The organism is Shewanella sp. SM71 (assembly GCF_025653905.1).
GTDB lineage: Bacteria > Pseudomonadota > Gammaproteobacteria > Enterobacterales > Shewanellaceae > Shewanella > Shewanella oncorhynchi.
Genome location: NZ_JAKKRW010000031.1, coordinates 12,749 through 35,668 on the forward strand (window position 1 = coordinate 12,749; position 22,920 = coordinate 35,668).

Sequence of the window (22,920 nt, forward strand, 5' to 3'; positions counted from 1 at the left end):
TCTTGAGAAGGTTTGCCAGTACAAGCAGGACGCTTATTGGGGTAATAACTCAATAACCGACTTCACCGTTAGCACTAAGGCGCTGATACTGCACAGGACTAACGTCGCCATCTTTGTCTTCTCTTTATCGACACGGCCCACTAATCGTCCTGCGACTAAGTAACCTAAAATCACTGAGGGGAGCAGCATCAACGACAGCCACAGATGTTTTAATTCTAATAAGCCAGTGATCGCTAAAATGATCAATGCAATCATGGAGCTAAAAATGAAGAAGGCCGACAGGGCAGCACGAAACTGCGAGGCATCTTTGCCTGCCAACAAAATCGCCATCGGCGGGCCACCAATCGCGGCGATATTGCCGAAGATCCCTGAAACCACGCCCGCACCGAAGAGGGTTTTCTTATTCACTGGCAGGCTGAATTTATACAGGCTGAGGATCACCGCGATAGTCACAATGGCGGCGATGGATAAACCCAGTATGGGTTGAGGCGCAAACAGTAATAAACTCGCGCCGATAAAACCGCCGGGCACGCGACCTAGGAGCGCATATTGCAAGCCATTGAATTCTAAGTGACCGCGTTCACGCACTAAGGTCAGCAGGGCGATGGAGAAACCCATAGCAATAACAGGCGCAGGTACAAGTTGTGGATCGACGATATACAGCAAAGGACTGGCGACAACCGCAAGCCCAAACCCAATCAGACTTTGGGTTAAGGCGCCCAGAAACACGACCAGCGAGGCTAAGGCGAGTGTCTGTGGATCTATCATAGAAAACATAGGATTTCCTATATCCCAAACCAACTCAAGATGGTGAAATTTAAAGTTTGAAGTCGCTTGGGTATAAACAAAAAGGGATCGTTAACGATCCCTATTGATGAGCACTGTGATATGACTTTGAAAGCGACGAGTCGCTATTCCATGTCTTCCCACTCGATTCCCATTTGATCCATCAACAACTTGGCTTCGGCGGGAATGCTGTCTGGGTTATCTTTTGACAGATCTTCATCGTTGGGCAATGGCTGGCCAGTGTAGGCGTGCAAAAATGCCTCACACAACAGCTCGCTGTTGGTGGCGTGACGCAAATTATTGACCTGACGACGAGTACGTTCGTCCGTGAGGACCTTAAGCACTTTGAGCGGAATAGACACAGTAATTTTTTTTACTTGTTCATTCTTCTTGCCATGTTCAGCATAGGGGCTGATGTATTCCCCATTCCATTCAGTCATTGACTCACCTGTTATAACGCTAAATTCGGGGCAGATTTTAAACCCTTACAAAGAACAGTCAAATTATTGCTACTATTTCTTTGTGATTGCAAACAGATTTCTTTATGTTCAGACGTCTAAACGTCTTCACGCCTATTGACGATGGCGTTGGGCTTAGGTACATTTAGACGTCCAGACATCTCTATCAGTCTACCGAATTTAGGAGTCCACCCATGGCAGAGCGTCAATTAGCCACACTGGCAGTGCGTCAGGGTATCGAAAGCGATACTCAATATGGCGCAGTTGTGCCACCGATTTATTTGTCGACTAATTACGCCTTCGATGGTCATAAAAATCCCCGCGAATTCGATTACAGTCGTTCAGGCAACCCAACGCGCTGCATTTTAGGCGAAGCATTAGCCCAATTAGAAAAGGGCGCCACTGGCATAGTGACGTGCACTGGCATGGCGGCCATCACCTTAGTGACGACTTTGCTCGGCGCCGATGACCTATTAGTTGTGCCCCATGATTGCTATGGTGGTTCCTACCGTTTATTTACCAACTTGGCGAAGAAAGGCCAGTTTAAGCTCATTGTGGTCGACCAAACCGACAGCCAAGCGTTAGCCGCCTCCATTGCGCAGAATCCTAAGATGGTGTGGCTCGAAACCCCATCGAACCCGTTATTGCGTGTGGTAGATATCGAAGCCATTGCTAAGGCGAGCCATGAGGTCGGCGCGCTGGTGGTGGTCGATAACACCTTTTTATCGCCGATATTGCAACAACCCCTATTGTTAGGCGCGGATATCGTTATCCACTCCACCACTAAATATATCAATGGCCACAGCGATGTGGTCGGCGGCGCAGTGGTCGCCAAAGACGCGCAAATCGGCGAAAGCTTACATTGGTGGTCGAACACTCTAGGCTTAACGGGGTCAGCCTTTGACAGTTATCTGACCCTGCGCGGCCTGCGTACCTTAGCGGTGCGTATTCGCGAGCATCAAGCCAATGCCCAGCGTATTATTGAGGTATTAACGCAAAGCCCTGTGGTGAGTAAAGTCTATTACCCAGGGCTTGCGGATCACCCAGGCCACGCCATTGCGGCCAAGCAACAACAGGGCTTTGGCGCTATGCTGAGTTTTGAACTAAAAGGCGGCGAGGCCGAAGTGGTGGCCTTTTTAGGTGCACTCAGCTTATTTAGCGTGGCGGAAAGTTTAGGTGGCGTCGAAAGTTTAGTGGCCGTGCCCGCAACTATGACCCACAGAGCCATGGAGCCGCAGGCGCGCTTCGAGGCTGGTATTAAGGACACCCTATTGCGTCTATCGGTGGGTATTGAAGATGCCGCCGATTTAGTTGCAGATATTCAAGCAGGATTAGCCGCCGTTGCGGCTTGTCAGTAGAGGAATAATAGATGGCACGTTGTCACTTACATAAATTTGGTGGCTCCAGTTTAGCGGATGCCGATTGTTATCGCCGAGTCGCCCATATCCTGTTAACCCACGGTCATAGTGATGATCTCGTGGTGGTCTCTGCAGCGGGTAAAAGCACGAATTTCCTGTATAAATTATTAGCGCTGCGTGATGCGGGTCAGCTATGGCAAGAAGAATTACAAGTGCTGATCAGTTACCAACAGGGATTGATTGAGCAGTTGTTGTCGAATGAACAAGCCCGAGATCTGCGTGAGCGTTTGGCCACTGATAAAGCGCAACTCATCAGCTTGTTGTCTTTAGATGAGCGCAACGAATACCAAATCAACCATGTGGTGAGCTTTGGCGAACGTTGGTCGGCACGTTTAATGGCGGCGCTGCTGCGCGAATCTGGCGTGGCAGCAAGCCATGTGGATGCCTGTTCAATTTTAGTGGCCGATGAAGCCGCTGTGCCACAAATTCGGGTACAAGAATCCCGCGCTAAAGTACAAGCCCTATTGGCCGCCCACCCAAATGAACGCTTAGTGATCACAGGTTTTATCTGTGCTAACGAGCGTGGCGATACCTTGTTACTTGGTCGTAATGGTTCAGATTTTAGCGCCAGCCTGATTGCTAGTCTCGCCGATATCGAGCGCGTGACCATTTGGACCGATGTGGAAGGGGTGTTCAACGCCGATCCTAATAAAATCAACGATGCCAAGTTACTTAAAAGCATGTCACTTGCCGAAGCCGATCGCCTAGCGCGTTTAGGCTCGCCAGTATTGCATTCGCGCACTTTGCAGCCGTTATTCAATACCGAAGTGAGCTTAGCGGTGCGTTCAAGTTATGCGTCCCACACCGACTTTACCTTAATCGCGCCCCACAGTTCGTCGGCGAGCGCGCCTGTGGTGACTAACCTCAATGCTGTCGTCCTGTTCGGCTTTAAACTCACAGGGGAGTTAACTCGTTTATTAGATTTATTGATTGCCGCGGGTTTAACGCCATTGGCCCATTGGACCTCTGCCCATCAAAGGGTTGAACTTGCCTATACCGCTGAGAATCAAAAACAAGTTCAAAGATTACTCGATGCCGAGGCAGAAGCATTAGGGATCAGCGATCAGCAGATCAACACAGATTTTGGTTTAGTCGCATTAGTGAGTGCCGACGCCGAACATTATCGTCGTAGCTTTGCCCGTTTACTGAGCCGTGATGCTAAACCTTTGTTCAGTGGCGATTTAAGTTTAGTGACGTTAGTGCCCCAGTCACAGGTGAATCTGTTAACCCAAAAAGTCCACCGCCGCTGCGCTGGCCCGCGTAAACGCATTGGTGTCCTGCTGCTCGGTGTGGGTAATATCGGTGAGGCTTGGATCGATCTGTTTAAGTCGGTTTCACCATCATTGGACCATGAACTCGAAGCCAGTGTTGAGTTAGTCGGTTTAGTCAGTTCGAGTAAAGCCTTGATTAAATCAACTGGGATTAATCTTGCCGCGTGGCAAACAGAGTTTAATACTGAAGCAACGCCTTGGCAGTATGAACATTTATTCGAGCAATTAGAGCAAGTTAACTGCGATGAGCTGGTGGCCTTAGATATCAGTGCCAGCGCCAGTTTGACGCTGCAATATCCAGAGCTATTCGAGCGTGGCATCCATGTGGTGAGCGCGAATAAACTTGCGGGCTCGGGTCCACTGCCTTTCTATCGAGAGTTAAAGCAGCAACTGGGTAATCGTCGCTTATTTTGGCGCTATAACGCCAGCTGTGGCGCAGGTTTACCCATCCAACATGCGCTAAATGATCTGCGTAACAGCGGTGATAGTGTTGAAGCCGTGGGCGGGATTTTCTCCGGCACCCTGTGTTGGTTATTTGAGAAATACGATACCAGCAAGCCATTTTCAGAATTAGTGATTGAAGCCAGAGGCTTAGGTATTACTGAACCCGATCCCCGCGACGATCTCTCCGGCCGCGATATGCAGCGTAAACTGCTTATCTTAGCCCGTGAGATTGGCCTTGAAATCGAGCTTGAAGATATTGAACTGCGTTCACTCGTGCCAGCCGCTTTGGCGGATATTCCCTTAGATCAATTTCTCACCCGCATTGCCGAGTTAGATGCCGATCTGCTGCAACAGTATGGTGCGGCGGCGGAGCAAAATAAGGTGCTCAGATATGTGGCATCCTTAGACAACAGCGGTCCAGAGCTCAAGGCCGAAGTGGGTTTGCAGTGGATTGACACCCATCACCCTTACGCCAACTTAACCCCTGGTGATAATGTGTTTGTGATCCGCAGTGTCTTCTACCAAGGTAATCCGCTGATCATCCGTGGACCGGGCGCAGGACGCGAAGTGACAGCGGCAGCGGTGCAGTCGGATCTGACCCAGATCTGTCGCGATCTGCTGCAGGAATAATGCGATATCAAGCCTCTTAAAGGACTCATTCGAGTCCTTTTTTATTGGCTAGAATAAATCTATCGAATTAACCGAGATTAAATGCGGTTTATGGGTATTTTTGGGCTTGACTTACATCTCAGTTTCTCTAGTATATGGACATATAGACGTCCAAACGTCCATTTGAACTAATTCATACTAGCAAAGAGTAGCGCCAAGGGCGGTTGAGGAAATACACATGGCTTTTCATCACGCACAACATTCACAATCGCTGAATCAGAGCTTGTCTGAGCTTAATGGCGATATTAATGTTTCTTTTGAGTTTTTCCCGCCATCGACCCCCGAAATGGAACAGATCCTGTGGAACTCTATCCGTCGTTTAGAGCCGCTGAATCCTAAGTTTGTGTCTGTGACTTACGGTGCTAACTCAGGTGTTCGCGACCGCACCCATGGCGTGATTGAACGTATCCAACAGGAAACCGACCTCGTTGCCGCACCGCACTTAACCTTAGTGGATGCCAGCGATGAAGAGTTATTAGAACTGGCCAAACATTACTGGAAATCGGGCATTCGTGACATAGTGGCACTGCGGGGTGATTTACCTGCGGGCAGCCCAAAGCCAACCCGTTTTGCGGTCGATTTAGTGCGTTTACTGCGCTCTGTGGCTGACTTTGATATTTCCGTTGCGGCCTATCCAGAAGTGCATCCCGATGCGAGTAATGCACAGGCGGATTTGATCAACCTTAAGCGTAAGATTGATGCGGGCGCTAGCCGTGCCATTACCCAATTTTTCTTCGATGTGGAATCTTACCTGCGTTTTCGTGATCGCTGCGTTGCCGCCGGTATCGACGTTGAAATTGTGCCGGGCATTTTACCTGTGACTAACTTTACCCAGCTAAAACGTTTCGCGGGCATGACCAATGTGTCGTTACCGAATTGGTTACATAAGCAATTCGACGGCCTAGAAAACGATGCGGGTACACGCCAATTGGTGGGGGCAAACGTGGCCATCGACATGGTGAAAGTGCTGTCCCGCGAAGGCGTGAAGGATTTCCATTTCTATACCTTAAATCGCGCCGAATTGACCTACGCGATTTGCCACACTTTAGGCGTGCGTCCTAAATAAAACCTTATAAAATAAGCTAATAAAAACGCCGCAGAGAATGCGGCGTTTTGTTTTGTTTAAATTCTAAATTGAGCTAATAAAGTTGTTAAACGGGCTGCGAGTTGGGCAAGCTCATCGCCGGCGCGTGCAGTTTGTACCGCACTATCTGTCGCATTGGTCGCAATATCATTGATGTTATTAACATTTTTATTAATCTCTGCCGAAACCGCACATTGCTCATTTGCAGCGCTGGCGATCTGGATATTCATCTGGCTAATGGTGGAAACCGCATGGGTAATGGCTTCGAGTGCTTCACCCGCTTGGTGAACTTGGGATACACAGCTTTGGGTGGTGCGGGTGCTGGTTTCCATCGCATTGACTGTAGACTTAGCTTTATGCTGAAGCGCTTCGATCATCTGCTGAATTTCCGTCGTAGATGCTTGAGTGCGGCTCGCCAGAGTGCGTACTTCATCGGCAACGACCGCAAATCCTCGACCTTGTTCTCCCGCCCTTGCGGCTTCAATTGCCGCATTGAGTGCGAGTAAATTAGTTTGGTCGGCAATATTACGGATAACCACAAGCACAGAATCGATTTCAGCGGTATTACGCTCTAATTCATTGATTTCACTCGCTGCTGTGGCTATTTCCTCGGCCAATATGGCGATAGTGGTTACCACTTTTTGTACAACCAATTTGCCTTGTTCGGTTGAGTCATTGGCATGATTGGCGGCATCGGCCGCATCGGTCGCGTTATGGGCAACTTCTTGAACCGTTGCGGCCATTTCATTCATTGCGGTGGCAACTTGCTCGGTTTCGAGGTGCTGACGACTCGCCATCTTCTGGGTTTCCCGCGTAATGCTCGACATTTCTTCAGCAGAGGTGGCGAGCAGGCTTGTTGAGTCGGCGACGTGGGAAACTGTGTTGTGGATTTTTTCTACAAAGCGGTTGAATGCCATCGATAATTCAGCAATTTCATCCTTACCTTTTACCGCGATTCTGCGGGTTAAATCGCCTTCACCTTCAGCGATATCATTCATGGCTTGGGTGGTTTCAGCGATAGGGCGAGTAATCCCTTTGGCAATAAACCAAGCAATGGCAGTTCCAATGACCAGAGCCACTAAACCGATAAGGATCAACTTAAGGCGAATATCCGCTATCGCTTGTTCTGAATGGGTTCTATCCATCGCAATATCGAGTACGCCAAACACGTTTCCTGAGTAATCTTTTATGGCGTTGCGATACAGAGCATAGGTTTTGTTATTTAAGGAAATAGTGCGTATGACTTCATGGCCTTGCATGACGTTATTGAGTTCATCTGTCGCTTGGGTATCAGGCGTGAATGTAGCGCCAAATAACTTATATCCAGAATCATCTGGCAAGATGAGGGCAATTTCTGCTTGATAGGCTTGTTTAAAATTATCAAAAAAGGGTTGACCGAAGGACATGCCAAACTCAACTGAGCCCGTGTGTTGTCCGTTGTAAGTCATTGGAACTAAACCACGAATACCTAATCCTTCCACTCCATATTCCAAGCCATAAAGAGGGCGCTTTTGGCTATTTGTTTCAACTATGGTCTTGCGTATGCTGGTGAGATCATCGCCAAATTTTTCAGGACGATGCAAGCGTAAAAAAGAAGTGGCTGGTGGTCTATGGAATTGGAATTGCTGAACCGCAAAATCGCGCTTAAGTTGGGTAAATATAGGTAAGGTACGGGCGGTGAGTTCATCACGCTCGCCTGTTGCAAAGGTGCTTTGAACTTCTGGCGTGAGTGAGATGATGGTTGCCATTGCTTCGGCTAATTTGCCCGATGAGGCTATCTCGGCAACAGCGGTTTCATAGATCTTATGGAGTTCTCTTTGCTCGGATTCTGCAACTTGGCGACTGAATTCAGAGAGAACGAGCGGCATGATAAAGCTCATTACTGTTAACAGTAATAGACAGATCCCAATAACGATCCTCGTACTAATTTTTAGATTTATCAAAACAGCCTCCAATTCATGTGCAAATCAACTCAATTTATCCGTTTGATATTATAGAGATACAACTTGATAAGATTTGAGAGGGCGCGAACCTTTTTACGTTATTTATTCCCTCTTACGCTCGTTTCGTGCCCTTGGACACAGATCTATTTGTGACCTAAATATTTACTTAGCCTGCTAACTAAGTATAATGCTTAGCACGCTAACTAAGTGGGTGGGCAAGATGCAAAAAGAATTAGAGCGACTAAAAGAGTTATCACTGGCGGAGCATTTAGGCCGTCTGCATCGATTGTGGCGTACCGTGGCCGATGTTGAGCTGGCACCTTTAGGATTAACTCATCCCCGTTGGACTGCCCTTTGGAAACTGCTGCGTTTAGGCGACAGCGTGAGCCAGAAAGTATTGGCCGATGCCTTAGAAATTGAATTGGCTTCGCTAATGCGCACCTTAGGGCAATTAGAAGAGCAAGGTCTAGTCGAGCGTCATTGCTGTGACAAAGATAAGCGGGCAAGGATTGTGAGCCTGACGCCAGCGGGATTAGATGTTTTAAAGCAAATGGAAGCGCGGATTATTCAAGTGCGCCGTGAGTTATTAGGCGGGATCAGTGCTGAAGAGTTGAGCGAATTTGAACGCATTATTAGCCTGATCAGCGACAACGCAAGCGCCAAATTAACCAAGGTTACAGACACCATTTTGTGAGAAAGAAGATGACACCGGATCAACAGTTTGCCCGTTTAGTAAAATTTGCCATGTTTGGCTTTGTGATGGTTTTTGGCTATTTCATGCTGGCCGACACTATGATGCCATTAACGCCTCAAGCCATGGCGACCCGTGTAGTGACGAAAGTGACGCCGCAGATCAGCGGTAAAATTCAGACCATAGCCGTGACCAATAACCAAGCGGTTGCCAAGGGCGATTTGTTGTTTCAAGTCGATCCCGCACCTTATGAGTTAGCGGTATCGCAAGCTAAATTGGCCTTAGAGCAAGCCCGTCAAGATAATGCTGAGTTAGATGCCTCGCTACTGGCCGCTAAGGCCGAGGTCAATGCCAATAAAACCACCTCACAACAAAAACGCAGTGAGGCTAAACGTCTCGATGCCTTGTATGCCACCCATGGCGTATCGCAGCAGCAAAAGGAGCTAGCCGATAGCGATGCCGCAGCTGCTGAAGCCAATTTGCTTGCCGCCAATGCGCGTTTAGAAAAACTCAAAGTGAGTCGTGGCAGTTATGGCGAAGAGAATCTTAAAGTGCGTCAGGCGCAAAACCATTTAGCCCAAGCCGAGCTTAATCTGTCTTACACCCAAATACGTGCCGATCAAGATGGGATAGTGACTAACCTGCAGTTAGAAGTCGGTAGTTTTGCGACCGTGGGGCAACCTCTGTTGGCCGTGGTATCGGATAAAGTGGATATTATTGCCGATTTTCGCGAGAAGAGCCTGCGTGGCGTGAATGCTTCTTCGACCGCTTTGATTGCGTTCGATGGCGAACCAGGGCGTTTATATCGGGCGACGGTGAGCAGTGTCGATGCGGGCGTGAGTGCAGGGCAATTCGATGCCAATGGCCGTTTAGCCGCGCCACAGGAATCGGACCGTTGGGTACGTGATGCCCAAAGATTGAGATTACATCTAGTGTTAGATGGTATGGCAATGAACAGCTTACCTGCGGGTGCGCGCGCGACCGTGCAACTGCTGCCCGAGAATAGCCTGTTTAGCTTGCTCGCTAAGATGCAGATTAAAGCAATCAGCCTGCTGCACTATATTTACTAGCCTATTTACTAGAATGTTTACTAGCGTTTTTACCAGCATATTTATCGGCATATCCATTAGTACTTATCTGTGTTGACGAGCACGAGTGACTCGCGGTGGTTTGTATTTGCCGCGAGTGGCTTGAGTGAACGCTTCAAAGCAACATAAGTGTGAACGCAGCATAAGCCAGCTAAACATCCTCATTTAATGTATCGATAGAACAAGGCGACGAGCATGTTACTACGCCATAGCCCATTGACGGCCAACGATTTACGCCAGTGTTTACGGATTGCGACTGGCGCGACCTTAGGTTTTACCCTGTGTAAAATTTTTGGTTGGAGCAATGGAGTCTTTTTCACTGTGACACCTATGCTACTACTCGGATTAGTGCCAGTGATGAATGGTCATGCTATGCGCCAATTATTGGCTTCATCTGCCATGGCTGGGTTAGAGGTTGGGTTACTCGGCGGTTTCTTTGGCAGCCATCCCGGCATGATGACTCCCATCGTTTTCCTATTATTTTTATACCGCTTTGCGGCCATGTCCCGCGGCAGTTTGTTTCTCTTTGGTGCCAATGGAGTGCTCAGCCTCAGTATCATGCTGCACTTTGCCAGCTATCCAGGGGTTGACTTAAACGACTTAGTTTTCAGTAACTTTTGGGCGACAGCACTTTCAGTTGTTATCGCCTACGCTATGACGGCACTCTGGCCCGATGTGGAACCAAGGGCAGCTTACAAACCAGGGCCTAAGGCGCCGCATCGAATGCGCCACGAAGCCTTGCTTGGCGCGACCATAGCGACGGCATCGTTTCTGGTGTTCCAAATATTTGATCTGCGGGATTCGATGTCGGCTCAAGCGACCACTCTTTTGCTATTGTTTCCCATGCATTGGAATGGTGCACTCGACTATGCCCGTAAGCGCGCCATAGGCACCCTGTTGGGTGTGTCGTTTGGGATACTCGTGCAGTTGCTGCTCTATGATTGGTCAGGGCTATTGATGTTAGTTGTCCCCTTGTTGTGGATCGGACTGATGATTTTTAGCCAAGCCCATGTGCGCGAGGCGAATGGCTCTGGCGTGGGTTTTGGTGCTATGACCACGTTAGGGATTTTGTTTGGGCAGTATTTGACCCCAGGTAACGACTTAATCTTCAGTGCCTTATACCGAGTGAGCAGTATTTTAATCGCTATCGTTGGCACGTTACTTTTATGCTATTTGATACATAAGTTATTGAATCGTTTCGAATCGACGCGATTTGGTTATTGAGCAGGCCATTAAGTCTTGAAGGCTTGCAGCTTAACCTTGTACAGAGTAAGGTAAATTTATCCCGTTTGAATTGAACAATAAGTGACTCTTAATGAATGTTAAGGCTCATTTATTGGCTGTTTTAAAAATGAGCGGCTGATTTTAAAATGGGTTTAGTGTGTGAGCACAAACATAAATAACAATAACCCCTATGCTTTAGAGCTTAATTCTCTTCAAGGATAGAACATGAAGATTAAAACATTAGTCATAGGCTTAACGCTATGTAGCGGCTATGCCGCTGCCGCCGAGCCTTCTGACAAACAATCGATGAACGTTATGCCACAAGCTGCACAGTTATGTGTGTCTTGCCATGGGGCAGCGGGTGAGGGTATTGAACCACTCGGCCCTCGATTAGCGGGATTATCTAAAGAATATATCTCGACACAATTGCAGCATTTCCAAGCGGGCGTTCGCCAAAATGCGACCATGATGCCGATGGCAATGACACTCCAAGGTGACGGTATTGAGCAAGTGTCGAGCTATTTTTCAGCTAAGCCTGCCAATGACGTCAAGCCTGTTATCCGCGGTGAACAAGTTGTTTTTAATGATGATACCGCCCGTTTAGCCTATCAAGGTGATTGGTCCCGTGGTTTACCAGCCTGCGTGACCTGCCATGGTCCTTCTGCATTAGGTGGCGGCTTATTTCCTCGCTTAGCAGGTCAACAGGCGAGTTATATCAAAACGCAATTATTGGCATGGCAGTCGGGAACACGTAAAGGTGACGTCGATGGCATGATGGGGAGCGTCGCGAATAAGCTCACCGTCGCCGAGATTGATGCGTTAGCCAACTACTTTGCGAATTTAAAATAAGGAGCCGGCCATGAAATATTCCGCAATGTTATTACTGGCCGCGATGGGGTCGTTAACCGTTCAGGCGCAAGCTGAAACTGAGCCAGTACAAGAACGCCCAGATAAGCAAGCTCCGCTGCCTTCTTTCCCTAAGGTAGCAGATCAAACCTATCTTACCCCTAGACCTTTGAGTGCGATTCCCGAAGGCGCCTTTGGTGACAAAGTGCGTTTAGGTTATCAACTGTTTGTGAATACCCAACAGCTGCGTGATAAGTATGTGGGTAATGAGCTTAACTGTACCAATTGCCATATGGATGCAGGCCGTAAAGCCAATGCATCACCCCTTTGGGGTGCGTATTTTGCTTATCCGGCGTATCGTAAAAAAGACAATAAAGTCAGTAGCTTTGAAGAACGCATCCAAGGTTGTTTTAACTATTCGATGAATGGTAAAGCACCAGCATCAGGTAGCCCTGAGTTAGTGGCGCTTTCTGCCTACGCTTATTGGTTGGGCATGGGCGGCTTGATGGATGAGGCTAATATCAGTGGCCCTGTTCCTGAGATCAGTGATGCTGAGTTAGTCAAAGGTGCTAAGCGGGATGACTTCCCACTACCAGAGGCATTAGCTAAGGCGATGACAGTTGAGCAACGTGCTAACTTGCCAGGTCGAGCTTATCCTGAGATCCCAAAACCCGAACAAGCCTATTCACCTGAACGAGGTAAAGCCGTGTATGTCGCCCATTGCCAAACTTGTCATGGTGTTGATGGGCAAGGTCAAGCCATTGCGGGTGTGTATGCACTGCCGCCGCTGTGGGGACCTCAAAGTTATAACTGGGGAGCGGGAATGCACAGGGTCAATACTGCCGCATTTTTCATTTATGAAAACATGCCCTTTGGTAAGAGCATGCAGCTGACGAACCAACAGGCTTGGGATGTTGCCGCTTATATCAACTCCCACGAGCGTCCACAGGACCCACGTAACAAAGGCGATGTGAAGCAAGCGCAGGAGAAATACCACAATGACAGCGATTACTATGGTCTCACGGTCGATGGCAAAGTGTTAGGCACTGAGTCCTATCCGATTTTTCCTAAGAAGTCATAGTTGAGCCGCTGAGATTAAGTGCTCGTGTGATGTTATAAAGCGAGTGAATAAGTTAGACAGAAAAGCCAGCAAGCATTTAGCTTTGCTGGCTTTTTTATTAATTAGCCCAAGAGTTTAGGCTTGTCATGGCACTTTCTCACCGACACGCAGCTAGTCCATCCGTGGATGCTCGACCGCCCCGTCCGTGGGGCGGACGGTCGCCTCGCAAATCACCATGACTCACCTTTCGGACATCAGTGTTAACTGTCGCTTTAAAAGCATACGGAGATTTTCGCTATAAGTGGCTTATTCACTATCTCGAATGTGCAAAACGTATTGAGGGAGTCGAACCCTCTCTACGTTTTCTAAGAAGCTGATTTACGTTGGTTTTTGGTCAAAGGAAACAAAGTATTGTTACACCTTACTGTATTTTTTTATTGTTAGAAATAATCAACTGAATTGGTTGAGATTGGAAACGCTGATATTACTTAAGTTGAGAACTTGCTTTATTATCTTGATTATCAGAGATAATCATAGTCATCGCAGCGATTTACCACATGGAGTTGATATGGATATAGCCCTTTTTCTTGAAGAAGAACAGCAATGGTTAGGGAACTGGCCGGAAGAACCTGAAGTTCGGTGGGCAAATCGTCAATACTATTCGTTAGCAAAAGAAATGCTTGAAAATCTTCGAGAGAGATCGATGGAGGAAGGTATTTCAGCAGATGCTTATAACCAGAGAATCACTAAAGCAAGGGATGTATTTGACAATCTTCGAGGATGGTTAAACAACGAAGAAAAAATGACCGATAAACAAAAGGAAACTTTTAACGACCAAACATTTTGGGATCACAAATCAAGCTATTTAGGAGGGCTCTTCGATACAAAACAAGAAATCTGGCCGATGTTAAAAGATGAACTAGCTTCTGAAGTTCGCGTGTACCTTGATACGCCATATATGCAAACAAAATCAATAGATTATTTACTCACTGACGCCCTCATCTACGCAGAGATATCGAATTACAGAGAAAACCTATTAGTTAAAGATCGGTACCCGAATTTATACGGAACTCATTGGAAATCCATCTTCAAAGTTGCTTTGTTCTTACTCAAATGGGGACTTATCTGCTTAGGAATGATTTTTACTCATAATGAGAGTAAGGAGTTGTTCCTACTTCTGGGTATTTCTGTAATAGCCTACCAATCAGTCAAATCAATTAAGGTAAAGCCTGACGATGAAGGATGGGAACTGTACTTAACAATGATGAAGGTCTATAACCATACAGAATTACAATGGTTTAACGCTGGTGTGATTTGGGAAATGTGTGCAGTTGCTAGAGATAAGGGGGCGATTTTTGATGGGGTTATGTATGAATTGCTTCAGCGACAAATCGCAAAAATAAACAAGTAAATGATCACAAATTACATGGGTACTTTTACTTTGATGAAGGGCTAGGCATTACTCAAAACTGAATGAAATAGATTTAGGCGAATGCCAACCATGCAAACGTGTCTACTCGGTTTAATGCCTTTTCAATTGTCAAATATTGCGTTCAGCATGTATGCATCTGTGAACACACTTGCTATAACACAGGAATGCGGTTCACTGAGCCAAATGAATACACCCAAATATCATTTAAGTTAGATAACTTGATGAATACAACCAATTGAACTTTATTGAAACATCCATAGTTAAATTTAGCGACAGGTATACTCGGGAATTAACGAGATTAAGTACTTGCATGGAAGTGACCGTTGGCGGCAAGGATGCCGCCGTCGAGCCCTCAGGGATGAGTTTATGGCGTGTCACTGGAATACAAGTACTTAATCTTTTAGCAAATCAGAAAGGATACTTTAGTGTATCTGACCGATAGTGGCATAGAGAATATCACTATAATGCCTAGGGCATTATTAACACTTCTTTTTAAATCATAAGCAGGCGTGTCACTGGGAAAACAATGGCAATTAATGCAGCATAACTCAGCAGCTTTGCTTTGGTGGGAAACAACTCAGCCTGAGTTGCAAAAATCTATTATGATCTCCGGGCTATAACAACTTATCTTGCTATAAGGATTACCGTGTCTCAGCCATTGGAAGAACCTAAGTTAGAAACTGCGCAAATTTGCCCTCTGTGCCAAGGCGCGAATCAATGTGCGGTGATTGTTGGTAAGGGTATTGAGGATTGTTGGTGCGCTCTGCAAACATTTCCACCTTTGGCCGCCTTGCAAGCGCAAGCATCAGATTCGCCGCTAGGGGCCATCAACCATATTTTACCGTCTGCCGATGCGTGTATTTGCCAAGCTTGTTTAATCCAACTTAAGCAGGGGTTAAGTCTGGGGCAGATCGCAGAGCAGGATGAAAAAAGCCCATCGAGTGTGAGCGATGGGCTAGGTTATGAGGTGAAATAGCGGGCTGAAGTAATGAGCTATCGATTTATGGTGTAATCCAGTTGCACAGTGGTTTGTGCCTCAACGGCTATACCATTTTCAAACTTGGGTGCGTAACGCCATTTATCTATCATTTTTAGCGTTTCTTTCTCAAAGAGAGCACCACCCTTAGAAGCTAAAATTTCAGGATTTTTGACGAAGCCATTTTCATCGACAGTAAATTTAAGCTGAACCCAGCCACTTTTACCTCGCTGCGCATAGGACATTGGATAGTCTGGTGCGGTACGGAAAATAGGTTGTTGTTCCTGTGCGTCGGCCCAAGGACGCATTTTGCCGATAGCAATACAGTGGGCGGTGGACTCGTCACGTTTTCCTTGGCGCTCATAGAGTTCGACTAAATAAGCGTGGGCACTTAAGGCATAGGGATGGCTAAAGTTAAGGGCTTCAAACTGCTTAACGACTTCTAAAAGCAATGGCATCGCCTTGTCATCATGCTTTTCTGCATACTCAACTGCACCCACCACGTAGGTTGCCTTGACTCTGTCTATGGCGTTCTCTGGTAAAATCTCTTTATAAATATCATAGGCATCGAAGGCATAGCGTCTTACGCTTTTGGTGTATAGCTCTGTATTTGATAAGCGGTTGAAGGCGGCCATTTTTACATCGGCGAGCAGTTTCTTTTTATCGGATTTTTCAGCAATTGCGATTGCAGTAAGCAAATCATTTTTCGCATCTTTGGCTTCAACGGCGGTTTGTGCAGCACCCAGTAAGGGATCGATAAGCTCAAGCGCTTCTTTGCCATAATGAACTTTATAGTTTGCCAGAGCGAGCTGATACAACTCATTTGCCTTCGCCGTTTTTGGCAGATTCTTTTCTGCAAATGGGTAAGGTGCAACTTGCTTTTCTATCGCGCTGGCCCAGTTCATGGCGAGGTTAGCTAAGTCGACGCTGTCTTTGGTATATTGAGCTTCGCCGAGTTGATAAGCGGTTTTTGCGCTCGCTTCAATATTTGCAGCATCGCCTTTTTCTACGGCGGCTTGATAGTCACTATAGGCTTTGGTAAAGCTATTTTCTGAGGCATGCACGCTAAGAGAAGTGCCTAAAGTGAGGGCAAGAAGACAGGCGATTGGCAGCATTTTTCCGTGCGACATTCTATATATCCTTATTATTGATGAATTTAGATGATACATAGGTGTACATTTTGAGGCAAGTTAGTTTGGCTTTTGTTAATGATGCTTGTGGTGAATGCAGATAACTGAGCACTGAGAACTGAGAACTGAGATTGAAAATAAGCGAGCCCAGCTGAAACTGAGTTCGCTTATTTATCAGTGTTTTGTCGTTTTACTCGCCGCAATCACTTAGTAGTGAAAGTCACGGCGAACTGTCCAAGCGCGCCGTATTCAAATTTGCAGACCTGTGCCAATGGCAGATCGAGGACGCCAGCGTAGGAGCCTGTGATCACATATTGCCCTTGAGTTAAGCCAATGCCTTGGGCAGATAAAAAGTTAACTAACCAGTAGAGTCCCGCCTTAGGGAAACCGTTGGGATGAATGGCGGATTTTTGCAGTGTGTCGCTTTGCTGGTGCTCGCCATTGGCAATATCAACGCTGAGTTCAAAACAGCTGGTTTCTAAACCTTCTTGCGGATTAAGCACTGGCCCTAACCACAGTCCTTGATTGACTAAGCCATCGGCGAGGGCATCAAAATGCGTCGCTTCACTGGGTGTGTGGTAGCGGCTTTTGATCAATTCCAAGGCTAAGCATGTGTGGCCTAAGGCCTCGTCGATTTCAGCCTCTGTGTAAGGCGTGCTTCTTGGCGGTAAATCGCGAGCAATCTCGAAGGCGAGTTCGGGTTCGACTCGGGCGAGGCCTTTAGTCGATGGATAGAGTGGGCAAGTGGTCGATTGTTGATACACATCATCTTGATAAATAGGCGCTACGACGGTTTTTTCCGCCGTGGGTACTAGGCATTTCCACGCCGCGATAGGATTGTTATCGCTTGCTTTAAATATTTCTGCTACGGCTTGTTGAATAGCGAAGGCCTGTTTGAAGCTGGTTGGCCTTAGTTCTGGGATCAGTACATCGCCGCTCGTGCCTGCTGCGCGGCGCTCGGCTAATTCTTTGGCTGCGGTATTAATATGCGTTTTAACTTGTTCGATCGTGGCGGTAGATAACATTAACTTTCCTATTTAAAGCGTTAGCTTAAAAAGAAGTGGCCTAAAGAGTGTGTGGCAGAAGCCATTTTTATGGGCCAAATATACTCGGTTATTGGCAACGCGGGAAATGCCAATGTTGGCTTTCGGGGTAAATCTGCTGTCGTTGATTCAAACGTAGGGCCAATATTTCAGCCATCGTAAGATGCTGATACTTGCCTCACATAAGTGTCAGCTAAAGTATCCAATCTAACGCGAATGTTTCCATGATGATCCGCTAGATATTGTGTTAGCTCAGTGCCAGAATGGCTGTCCATTTTGCGGTTTCTACTGGACTCCTTCGTGAATCTTAGCCATAACGCCCCTCAGGCAAATAATCATGCTCAACTCGGGCTCCTGTTCATCTCAGTTGCGGTTTTATTTTGGGGCATGTTACCGATAGCATTAAAGCTCTCTGCGGCCTTTATTGATCCCGTAACTCTTACTTGGTTTCGTTTTCTGGTCGCGCTTTTAGTCAGCATAGTGATCCAATGGAGCGCAGGTAGTCTTAAGCAATTTGCAGCACTCGATGCCAAAGTTTGGTTAAGGTTAGTGCTTGCTGGCATCTTCTTGATGCTCAATTATGTGTCTTTTGTTTACTCACTCGATTACCTCGCACCGGGCGCCGCCCAACTGAATTTCCAGACTTCACCCTTTTTCCTCGCGTTTGGTGGTGTGTTGTTTTTTAAGGAACGGCTTAATGCAGTGCAACTCAGCTGTTTTGCAACCTTAGCTTTAGGTATGTTGATGTTTTTCCATCCTAATTTAAATTTTTCTGGGGCTAATAATCATCAGGTTTGGATTGGGGTGATGATCATCCAGTTCTCAGCACTGTCGTGGACTAGCTATGCCTTATTGCAAAAATCCTTACTGAATCGTTTGTCGCCCGCGAACGTGCTCTTAGTGATCTATGGCTTAGGTATTTTCGTAATGGCTCCCTTTAGCGACTTTAGTCAGTTTGTCCGTATGGACAACTTCGATTGGCAGATAGCACTGTTTTGCGCCGCCAATACCTTGATCGCCTATGGCTGTTTTGGCCAGTCGATGAAGTACTGGCCGACGGCGCAGGTGAGTGCCATGTTGGCCCTAACGCCAGTATTTAGTTTTAGTGCCACGGCGTTAGTGGTGAGCCTTGGCTGGTGGCCAGAAGTATTCCGCGCTGATGAATTAGATGGTTTATCTCTGCTGGGGATTGGCGTGATTATTGTGTCTGTGATGGTGGTGCAATTGCTGCCTATGTACCGTAATCGTCAGGCGAAGCGTTTGCAGGCTGTCTAACGCATACATTTTATCCATGGGAAAGGCCAGTGATCACTAGACTCAGCGAGTTAAAACTTCAGGATATCCGTGGTGTCATCTTCGATCTCGACGGCACCTTAGCACATTCTAATCCCGATTTTGCTGGGTTGCGGCGTGAATTGGGGATTCATTCTGGTACGGATATCTTGGCCCATGTCGAGAGTCTGAGTACGGATGAAGCACGGGCTAAGGCGTTAGACATTGTCCATGAGTACGAGAGACAAAGTTCACTCAAGGCCAGTTGGATCGATGGCGCGAGGGAGCTTATCGAATGCCTACGGGCCAAGTCACTGCCCTTGGCTATTTTGACTCGCAATATGCCAGAAGCGGCGCAAATCACTATCGATAAACTCGGCATAGATATCGCACTGGTATTAACGCGCTACGATGCGCAGCCTAAGCCGCATCCCGAAGGTATTCATCTTATTTGCCAGCAGTGGCAACTCGCGCCCGCAGATATCTTGTATGTGGGCGATTATCTGTTTGATCTGCAAACTGCGCGCAATGCGGGTAGTCACTGCGCCCTCTATTGCCCTGAAGACGTGCCCGACTATGCCCAAGCGGCTGATTTACTGGTCTCTTGCTACCACAGCCTGATTAAAGCATGGCCTAAATAATTTATGCCTATGCGGTTAACCTGTTTAGCCGCATATATCTCAATTAACTCCTGTGACTACTTAGGTAATTGCTTACAAAGGTCATCAAATAGTGCAAAACTTTCCGTTAGCACCGTTTGTAATTGATCTTCGTTATAGCACCATGGCTGATGTTGTGTACGCCAGTCGTTATCCCAGTCAATTTCTTCATTTCGCGCTAACCGCTCTGCAACGGCAATCTGTTGATAGGAGCCGCCACCGATGCGCTTATCTTCACGCCACAAGTTAAAGTTAAAAACTACCCACTGCTGCATCTCCATCATAAGCGTCATATGCGGGTAGGCGAACTTTTTCGCATTTAGCTTGTAATATCCCCCCTCACTTTTGTAAAAGCGGATCGGGTAAGGGAACTGGGCAACCAATGCTTGTCTGCGTTCCGACGGCACCTTAGGATTAAAATCGCCAGGAAGTTTAGGAAAGCGCGCCAACATGGAGGCGTAGCGTTCGGCAAAATTGACCTCGCGGGCAATGGTAATCACGGATTGTGACACTTTGTTTAGAATAAAATCGCGTTCTTCATTGTCTAACATATCGTTACTCATCTTGACTGTTTATGGTGTTATTACCGCAGCAGTTAAAAACTAATATCAAATATTTCAATTGATTAAAAATATTCGGTCAATATCAAAATCGCTTTTGTCGCTACGGCCTAGCTAAGAGTCAAAAGATATTTAGCGGTTACTTTGTGTATCCAGCTTATCTTGTTTAAGCCCAAGCCGAATACTGTCGAGTAATGCCACTAACCAGCAGAGCAAAAAGCCATAGAGCAGCTCATTGGCATTGGCAATTGTGGTCTGGGTTTGTTGGGTGATTTCGGCAGAAATCACGCCGATATCAAGCGGTAAGGTGCCGTTTTGAATATCTAAGGCGATGACTTGCGCCACTTGATAGATTTGCATGAGCAACAGCACAAGACTCACGACCGCTAAGCTAAAAAATACCAGTGCCGAGCGTTTATGTTTTAGGTAAAAATGGCCGCTGCCGGGGGCGACAAAGGCGGATAACAGGCCGGCGTTAAAGGCTTTTTTCATCGAAATACACTAGGTGCGTTGCTAAAGACTAAGTCGACACTAATAGACATGTTGGCTTAACTGCAAGTTAATTTGCCATTGCGACTAACATTCCAATAAAGCCCGCAAACAGAGTGCAACCGACAAGTACCATGATTAATAACGTTTTATCTTTGTGGCATGACTTAGCGAGTTCAGGCAGTGCCGAGGTAAATGGGGAAGTGATCAGTGCTAAAAAATCCATTTTATATCCTTAAGCTAGGCGTTCTTGCACTGACTATATCAGCTTGAAATATCAACTGGCCAGTGTGCTTTGAGCTAGTGCGATGTTAAGCCAACAAAAAAGGAGCCTAGGCTCCTTTTTTAGTCTCTAGCTTAAGCTAGATTAGTCTTCACGTGGTTTACGTGGCTTACGCTCACCGGCAGGTTTGTCTGCACGAGGTTTGCGGTCAGCAAATGGCTTATCACCAGTAGACGCAGCGCGAGGCTTACGATCACCCGCTGGGCGGTCACCTGTTGGACGATCGCCACGTGGTTTACGGTCACCGGCAGGACGGTCTGAACGAGCACTGCGGCCTGAATCAACAAATACTTGATCGCCAGCTTCGCGGATGTTCAATGGCTTGCCACAAACACGTACTTTACGTAGGTGCTGTAACACGTCTTTTGGCATGCCGTCTGGCAGGTCAACAGTGGTCACTGCATCGTAAAGTTGGATTGCGCCAATGTAACGGCTGTCGATATTAGCTTCGTTCGCGATAGCGCCAACGATGTTACCCACACCTACACCATTCTCACGACCTACGTCGATCACGTAACGGCACATTTTCAAATCTGGGTTGTCTTTCAACGCTTCAGCTGAGCCTAAGCTGGCTGGCATTGGACGCGGTTCGCGACTTCTGCGTTCACCACGCTCACCACCACGGTCATTACGATCACTTCCGCGGTCGCTACGTTCAGTGCGCTCACTGCGTTCATCACGAACACGTTCTTGAATGGCTGGCAATTGCAAAGGACGTTCTTGCTGAACTTGCTGTAATAATGCAGCGGCTAGCAGATCGGTATCGACTTCTAACTGTTGGCATAATTGAGCAACAGCTTCTTTCATGAAATCTAAATCGCCGTTGATTGTTTCAGCCAATTGCTCACCTAAGCGAGACAGACGACGTTCTGCAACTGTCTCTGGGCTTGGGATTTTCATTGGTGAAATGCGGCTGTTAGTTGAACGTTCGATAGTGCGCAGCATGCGCATTTCACGGCTCGTTACAAACAGGATCGCCATACCAGTACGGCCAGCACGGCCTGTACGGCCAATACGGTGTACATAAGCTTCGGCATCATACGGAATATCGTAGTTCACAACGTGACCGATACGCTCAACGTCAAGGCCACGGGCCGCAACGTCAGTCGCGATCAGAATGTCTAACTTACCACGTTTCAGTTGGTCAACTGCACGCTCACGGGCTTGCTGGTTCATGTCACCGTGTAGTGGTGATGAAGCATAACCGCGGGCTTCTAACTTTTCAGCTAACTCAACACATGAGTTACGAGTACGGACGAATATGATCACACCTTCAGTGTTTTCAACTTCTAATACACGTACTAAGGCTTCAAGTTTGTTGTGTTGTGATACTTGTACGAAACGCTGTTCGATTGACTCAACCGTCGTTTGGCTTGATTCGATACGAACATGTACAGGATTACGTAAGTGCTGGTTAGCAACACGCTTAATTTGCTCTGGCATAGTGGCAGAGAATAACGCCAGTTGGCGTTCGCTTGGCGTGTGCTCAAGGATCCATTCGATATCATCGATGAAGCCCATTTTTAACATTTCATCGGCTTCATCGAGCACTAAGGCTTGTAACGAATCGAGTTTCAAGGTGCCGCGACGCATATGGTCCATAACACGACCAGGCGTACCAACGATAACTTGTGGGCCGCGTTTCAGGGCATTCAACTGTTGTTGCATGCTTTGGCCGCCGTAAATTGGAAGAACGTGGAAATTCTTCATAAATTTGGCATAGCTACTGAACGCTTCGGCAACCTGCACGGCTAATTCACGTGTTGGTGCTAATACTAAAATTTGCGGTGTCGTTTGGCTGGTAACTTTGTTTAATAGTGGTAACGCGAAGGCGCCAGTTTTACCTGTACCTGTTTGCGCTTGACCTAAAATATCTTTGCCAGCCATAAGTGGATCGATACTGGCTGATTGGATTGGCGTTGGTTTTTCATAACCTAGCTCGTCAAGAGCACGCAACAAATTCTCGGATAGGCCGAGTTCACGGAAAGTTCTTTCATCGGATGACATTGGGTTGTAGCCTTGTGGATGCGCGCGCGAAATGGCGCTAAAGTTTCACAGACAGAAAATCAACCCCGTGTCGATTTCCCGCGAACG

The 22,920-nt window shown here is 47.1% G+C and carries 21 protein-coding genes; 12 read left to right on the forward strand and 9 right to left on the reverse strand.

Annotated features, from left to right (window positions below):
• Positions 1-33: 33 nt before the first annotated feature.
• Complete coding sequence (locus L5L97_RS21795; protein WP_263183960.1) at positions 34-777, reverse strand: sulfite exporter TauE/SafE family protein; 744 nt, start codon at positions 775-777, stop codon at positions 34-36.
• Positions 778-911: 134 nt separating this feature from the next.
• A complete protein-coding gene (metJ, locus tag L5L97_RS21800; RefSeq protein ID WP_105251319.1) occupies positions 912-1,226 on the reverse strand; it encodes a met regulon transcriptional regulator MetJ in 315 nt (104 codons plus the stop codon).
• Positions 1,227-1,438: 212 nt separating this feature from the next.
• On the opposite strand from metJ, the gene metB reads away from it, so the two are divergent.
• The 3 genes from metB to metF all read left to right on the forward strand — a co-directional run bounded on the left by metB (position 1,439) and on the right by metF (position 6,112).
• Positions 1,439-2,602: a cystathionine gamma-synthase gene (gene metB / locus L5L97_RS21805; RefSeq protein WP_263183961.1), complete on the forward strand. Its 1,164-nt coding sequence runs from the start codon at positions 1,439-1,441 to the stop codon at positions 2,600-2,602.
• Between the two features lie 11 nt (positions 2,603-2,613).
• Positions 2,614-5,007: a bifunctional aspartate kinase/homoserine dehydrogenase II gene (locus tag L5L97_RS21810; protein WP_113940049.1), complete on the forward strand. Its 2,394-nt coding sequence runs from the start codon at positions 2,614-2,616 to the stop codon at positions 5,005-5,007.
• Between the two features lie 217 nt (positions 5,008-5,224).
• Positions 5,225-6,112, forward strand: a complete 888-nt coding sequence (gene metF, locus L5L97_RS21815; protein WP_012088154.1) for a methylenetetrahydrofolate reductase — start codon at positions 5,225-5,227, stop codon at positions 6,110-6,112.
• A 56-nt stretch (positions 6,113-6,168) separates the two neighbouring features.
• Here the strand turns inward: metF and L5L97_RS21820 are convergent, their stop codons facing one another.
• The gene (locus L5L97_RS21820) at positions 6,169-8,070 is read right to left on the reverse strand and encodes a methyl-accepting chemotaxis protein (RefSeq protein WP_263183974.1); all 1,902 of its coding nucleotides are present in this window, start codon (positions 8,068-8,070) and stop codon (positions 6,169-6,171) included.
• 223 nt (positions 8,071-8,293) lie between these two features.
• Here L5L97_RS21820 and slyA point away from each other — a divergent pair, with 223 nt between their 5' ends.
• From slyA to L5L97_RS21855, 7 genes are all read left to right on the forward strand, one after another.
• Positions 8,294-8,767 (forward strand): transcriptional regulator SlyA, encoded by a 474-nt coding sequence (slyA, locus tag L5L97_RS21825; RefSeq protein WP_220776938.1) that lies wholly within the window; start codon positions 8,294-8,296, stop codon positions 8,765-8,767.
• Positions 8,768-8,775: 8 nt separating this feature from the next.
• Positions 8,776-9,834: an HlyD family secretion protein gene (locus L5L97_RS21830; protein ID WP_263183964.1), complete on the forward strand. Its 1,059-nt coding sequence runs from the start codon at positions 8,776-8,778 to the stop codon at positions 9,832-9,834.
• A gap of 213 nt (positions 9,835-10,047) precedes the next feature.
• On the forward strand, positions 10,048-11,076 hold the full coding sequence (locus tag L5L97_RS21835) for a DUF2955 domain-containing protein (protein WP_113940046.1): 1,029 nt from the start codon (positions 10,048-10,050) through the stop codon (positions 11,074-11,076).
• A 225-nt stretch (positions 11,077-11,301) separates the two neighbouring features.
• Positions 11,302-11,925 (forward strand): c-type cytochrome, encoded by a 624-nt coding sequence (locus L5L97_RS21840; RefSeq protein ID WP_105251326.1) that lies wholly within the window; start codon positions 11,302-11,304, stop codon positions 11,923-11,925.
• Positions 11,926-11,935: 10 nt separating this feature from the next.
• The gene (locus L5L97_RS21845) at positions 11,936-13,003 is read left to right on the forward strand and encodes a c-type cytochrome (protein ID WP_263142115.1); all 1,068 of its coding nucleotides are present in this window, start codon (positions 11,936-11,938) and stop codon (positions 13,001-13,003) included.
• 547 nt (positions 13,004-13,550) lie between these two features.
• Positions 13,551-14,393 (forward strand): hypothetical protein, encoded by an 843-nt coding sequence (locus L5L97_RS21850; protein ID WP_263183966.1) that lies wholly within the window; start codon positions 13,551-13,553, stop codon positions 14,391-14,393.
• A 667-nt stretch (positions 14,394-15,060) separates the two neighbouring features.
• Entirely contained in the window at positions 15,061-15,390 is a 330-nt protein-coding gene (locus L5L97_RS21855) for a cysteine-rich CWC family protein (RefSeq protein WP_263183967.1), read from the forward strand.
• Positions 15,391-15,407: 17 nt separating this feature from the next.
• Here the strand turns inward: L5L97_RS21855 and L5L97_RS21860 are convergent, their stop codons facing one another.
• Both L5L97_RS21860 and L5L97_RS21865 read right to left on the reverse strand, forming a co-directional pair.
• Complete coding sequence (locus L5L97_RS21860) at positions 15,408-16,520, reverse strand: energy transducer TonB (RefSeq protein WP_263183968.1); 1,113 nt, start codon at positions 16,518-16,520, stop codon at positions 15,408-15,410.
• A gap of 203 nt (positions 16,521-16,723) precedes the next feature.
• Positions 16,724-17,545: a hydratase gene (locus L5L97_RS21865; protein WP_263183969.1), complete on the reverse strand. Its 822-nt coding sequence runs from the start codon at positions 17,543-17,545 to the stop codon at positions 16,724-16,726.
• A gap of 318 nt (positions 17,546-17,863) precedes the next feature.
• Here L5L97_RS21865 and L5L97_RS21870 point away from each other — a divergent pair, with 318 nt between their 5' ends.
• Both L5L97_RS21870 and L5L97_RS21875 read left to right on the forward strand, forming a co-directional pair.
• Complete coding sequence (locus L5L97_RS21870; RefSeq protein ID WP_263183975.1) at positions 17,864-18,838, forward strand: DMT family transporter; 975 nt, start codon at positions 17,864-17,866, stop codon at positions 18,836-18,838.
• Between the two features lie 29 nt (positions 18,839-18,867).
• A complete protein-coding gene (locus L5L97_RS21875) occupies positions 18,868-19,476 on the forward strand; it encodes an HAD family hydrolase (protein WP_198573410.1) in 609 nt (202 codons plus the stop codon).
• 56 nt (positions 19,477-19,532) lie between these two features.
• Here L5L97_RS21875 and L5L97_RS21880 read toward each other — a convergent pair whose 3' ends face one another.
• The 4 genes from L5L97_RS21880 to L5L97_RS21895 form a co-directional block, all read right to left on the reverse strand.
• Positions 19,533-20,057, reverse strand: a complete 525-nt coding sequence (locus L5L97_RS21880) for a hypothetical protein (protein ID WP_242068421.1) — start codon at positions 20,055-20,057, stop codon at positions 19,533-19,535.
• A gap of 129 nt (positions 20,058-20,186) precedes the next feature.
• On the reverse strand, positions 20,187-20,546 hold the full coding sequence (locus L5L97_RS21885) for a hypothetical protein (protein WP_198573411.1): 360 nt from the start codon (positions 20,544-20,546) through the stop codon (positions 20,187-20,189).
• Between the two features lie 67 nt (positions 20,547-20,613).
• On the reverse strand, positions 20,614-20,769 hold the full coding sequence (locus L5L97_RS21890; RefSeq protein ID WP_168825603.1) for a hypothetical protein: 156 nt from the start codon (positions 20,767-20,769) through the stop codon (positions 20,614-20,616).
• Between the two features lie 141 nt (positions 20,770-20,910).
• Positions 20,911-22,833: a DEAD/DEAH box helicase gene (locus L5L97_RS21895; protein WP_011847889.1), complete on the reverse strand. Its 1,923-nt coding sequence runs from the start codon at positions 22,831-22,833 to the stop codon at positions 20,911-20,913.
• Positions 22,834-22,920 lie beyond the last annotated feature (87 nt).

Coding starts and splice junctions, on each gene's coding strand:
- L5L97_RS21795 (WP_263183960.1), bottom strand. CDS start 777: ATGTTTTCTATGATAGATCCACAGACACTCGCCTTAGCCTCGCTGGTC.
- metJ (WP_105251319.1), bottom strand. CDS start 1,226: ATGACTGAATGGAATGGGGAATACATCAGCCCCTATGCTGAACATGGC.
- metB (WP_263183961.1), top strand. CDS start 1,439: ATGGCAGAGCGTCAATTAGCCACACTGGCAGTGCGTCAGGGTATCGAA.
- L5L97_RS21810 (WP_113940049.1), top strand. CDS start 2,614: ATGGCACGTTGTCACTTACATAAATTTGGTGGCTCCAGTTTAGCGGAT.
- metF (WP_012088154.1), top strand. CDS start 5,225: ATGGCTTTTCATCACGCACAACATTCACAATCGCTGAATCAGAGCTTG.
- slyA (WP_220776938.1), top strand. CDS start 8,294: ATGCAAAAAGAATTAGAGCGACTAAAAGAGTTATCACTGGCGGAGCAT.
- L5L97_RS21830 (WP_263183964.1), top strand. CDS start 8,776: ATGACACCGGATCAACAGTTTGCCCGTTTAGTAAAATTTGCCATGTTT.
- L5L97_RS21835 (WP_113940046.1), top strand. CDS start 10,048: ATGTTACTACGCCATAGCCCATTGACGGCCAACGATTTACGCCAGTGT.
- L5L97_RS21840 (WP_105251326.1), top strand. CDS start 11,302: ATGAAGATTAAAACATTAGTCATAGGCTTAACGCTATGTAGCGGCTAT.
- L5L97_RS21845 (WP_263142115.1), top strand. CDS start 11,936: ATGAAATATTCCGCAATGTTATTACTGGCCGCGATGGGGTCGTTAACC.
- L5L97_RS21850 (WP_263183966.1), top strand. CDS start 13,551: ATGGATATAGCCCTTTTTCTTGAAGAAGAACAGCAATGGTTAGGGAAC.
- L5L97_RS21860 (WP_263183968.1), bottom strand. CDS start 16,520: ATGTCGCACGGAAAAATGCTGCCAATCGCCTGTCTTCTTGCCCTCACT.
- L5L97_RS21865 (WP_263183969.1), bottom strand. CDS start 17,545: ATGTTATCTACCGCCACGATCGAACAAGTTAAAACGCATATTAATACC.
- L5L97_RS21880 (WP_242068421.1), bottom strand. CDS start 20,057: ATGAGTAACGATATGTTAGACAATGAAGAACGCGATTTTATTCTAAAC.
- L5L97_RS21885 (WP_198573411.1), bottom strand. CDS start 20,546: ATGAAAAAAGCCTTTAACGCCGGCCTGTTATCCGCCTTTGTCGCCCCC.
- L5L97_RS21890 (WP_168825603.1), bottom strand. CDS start 20,769: ATGGATTTTTTAGCACTGATCACTTCCCCATTTACCTCGGCACTGCCT.
- L5L97_RS21895 (WP_011847889.1), bottom strand. CDS start 22,833: ATGTCATCCGATGAAAGAACTTTCCGTGAACTCGGCCTATCCGAGAAT.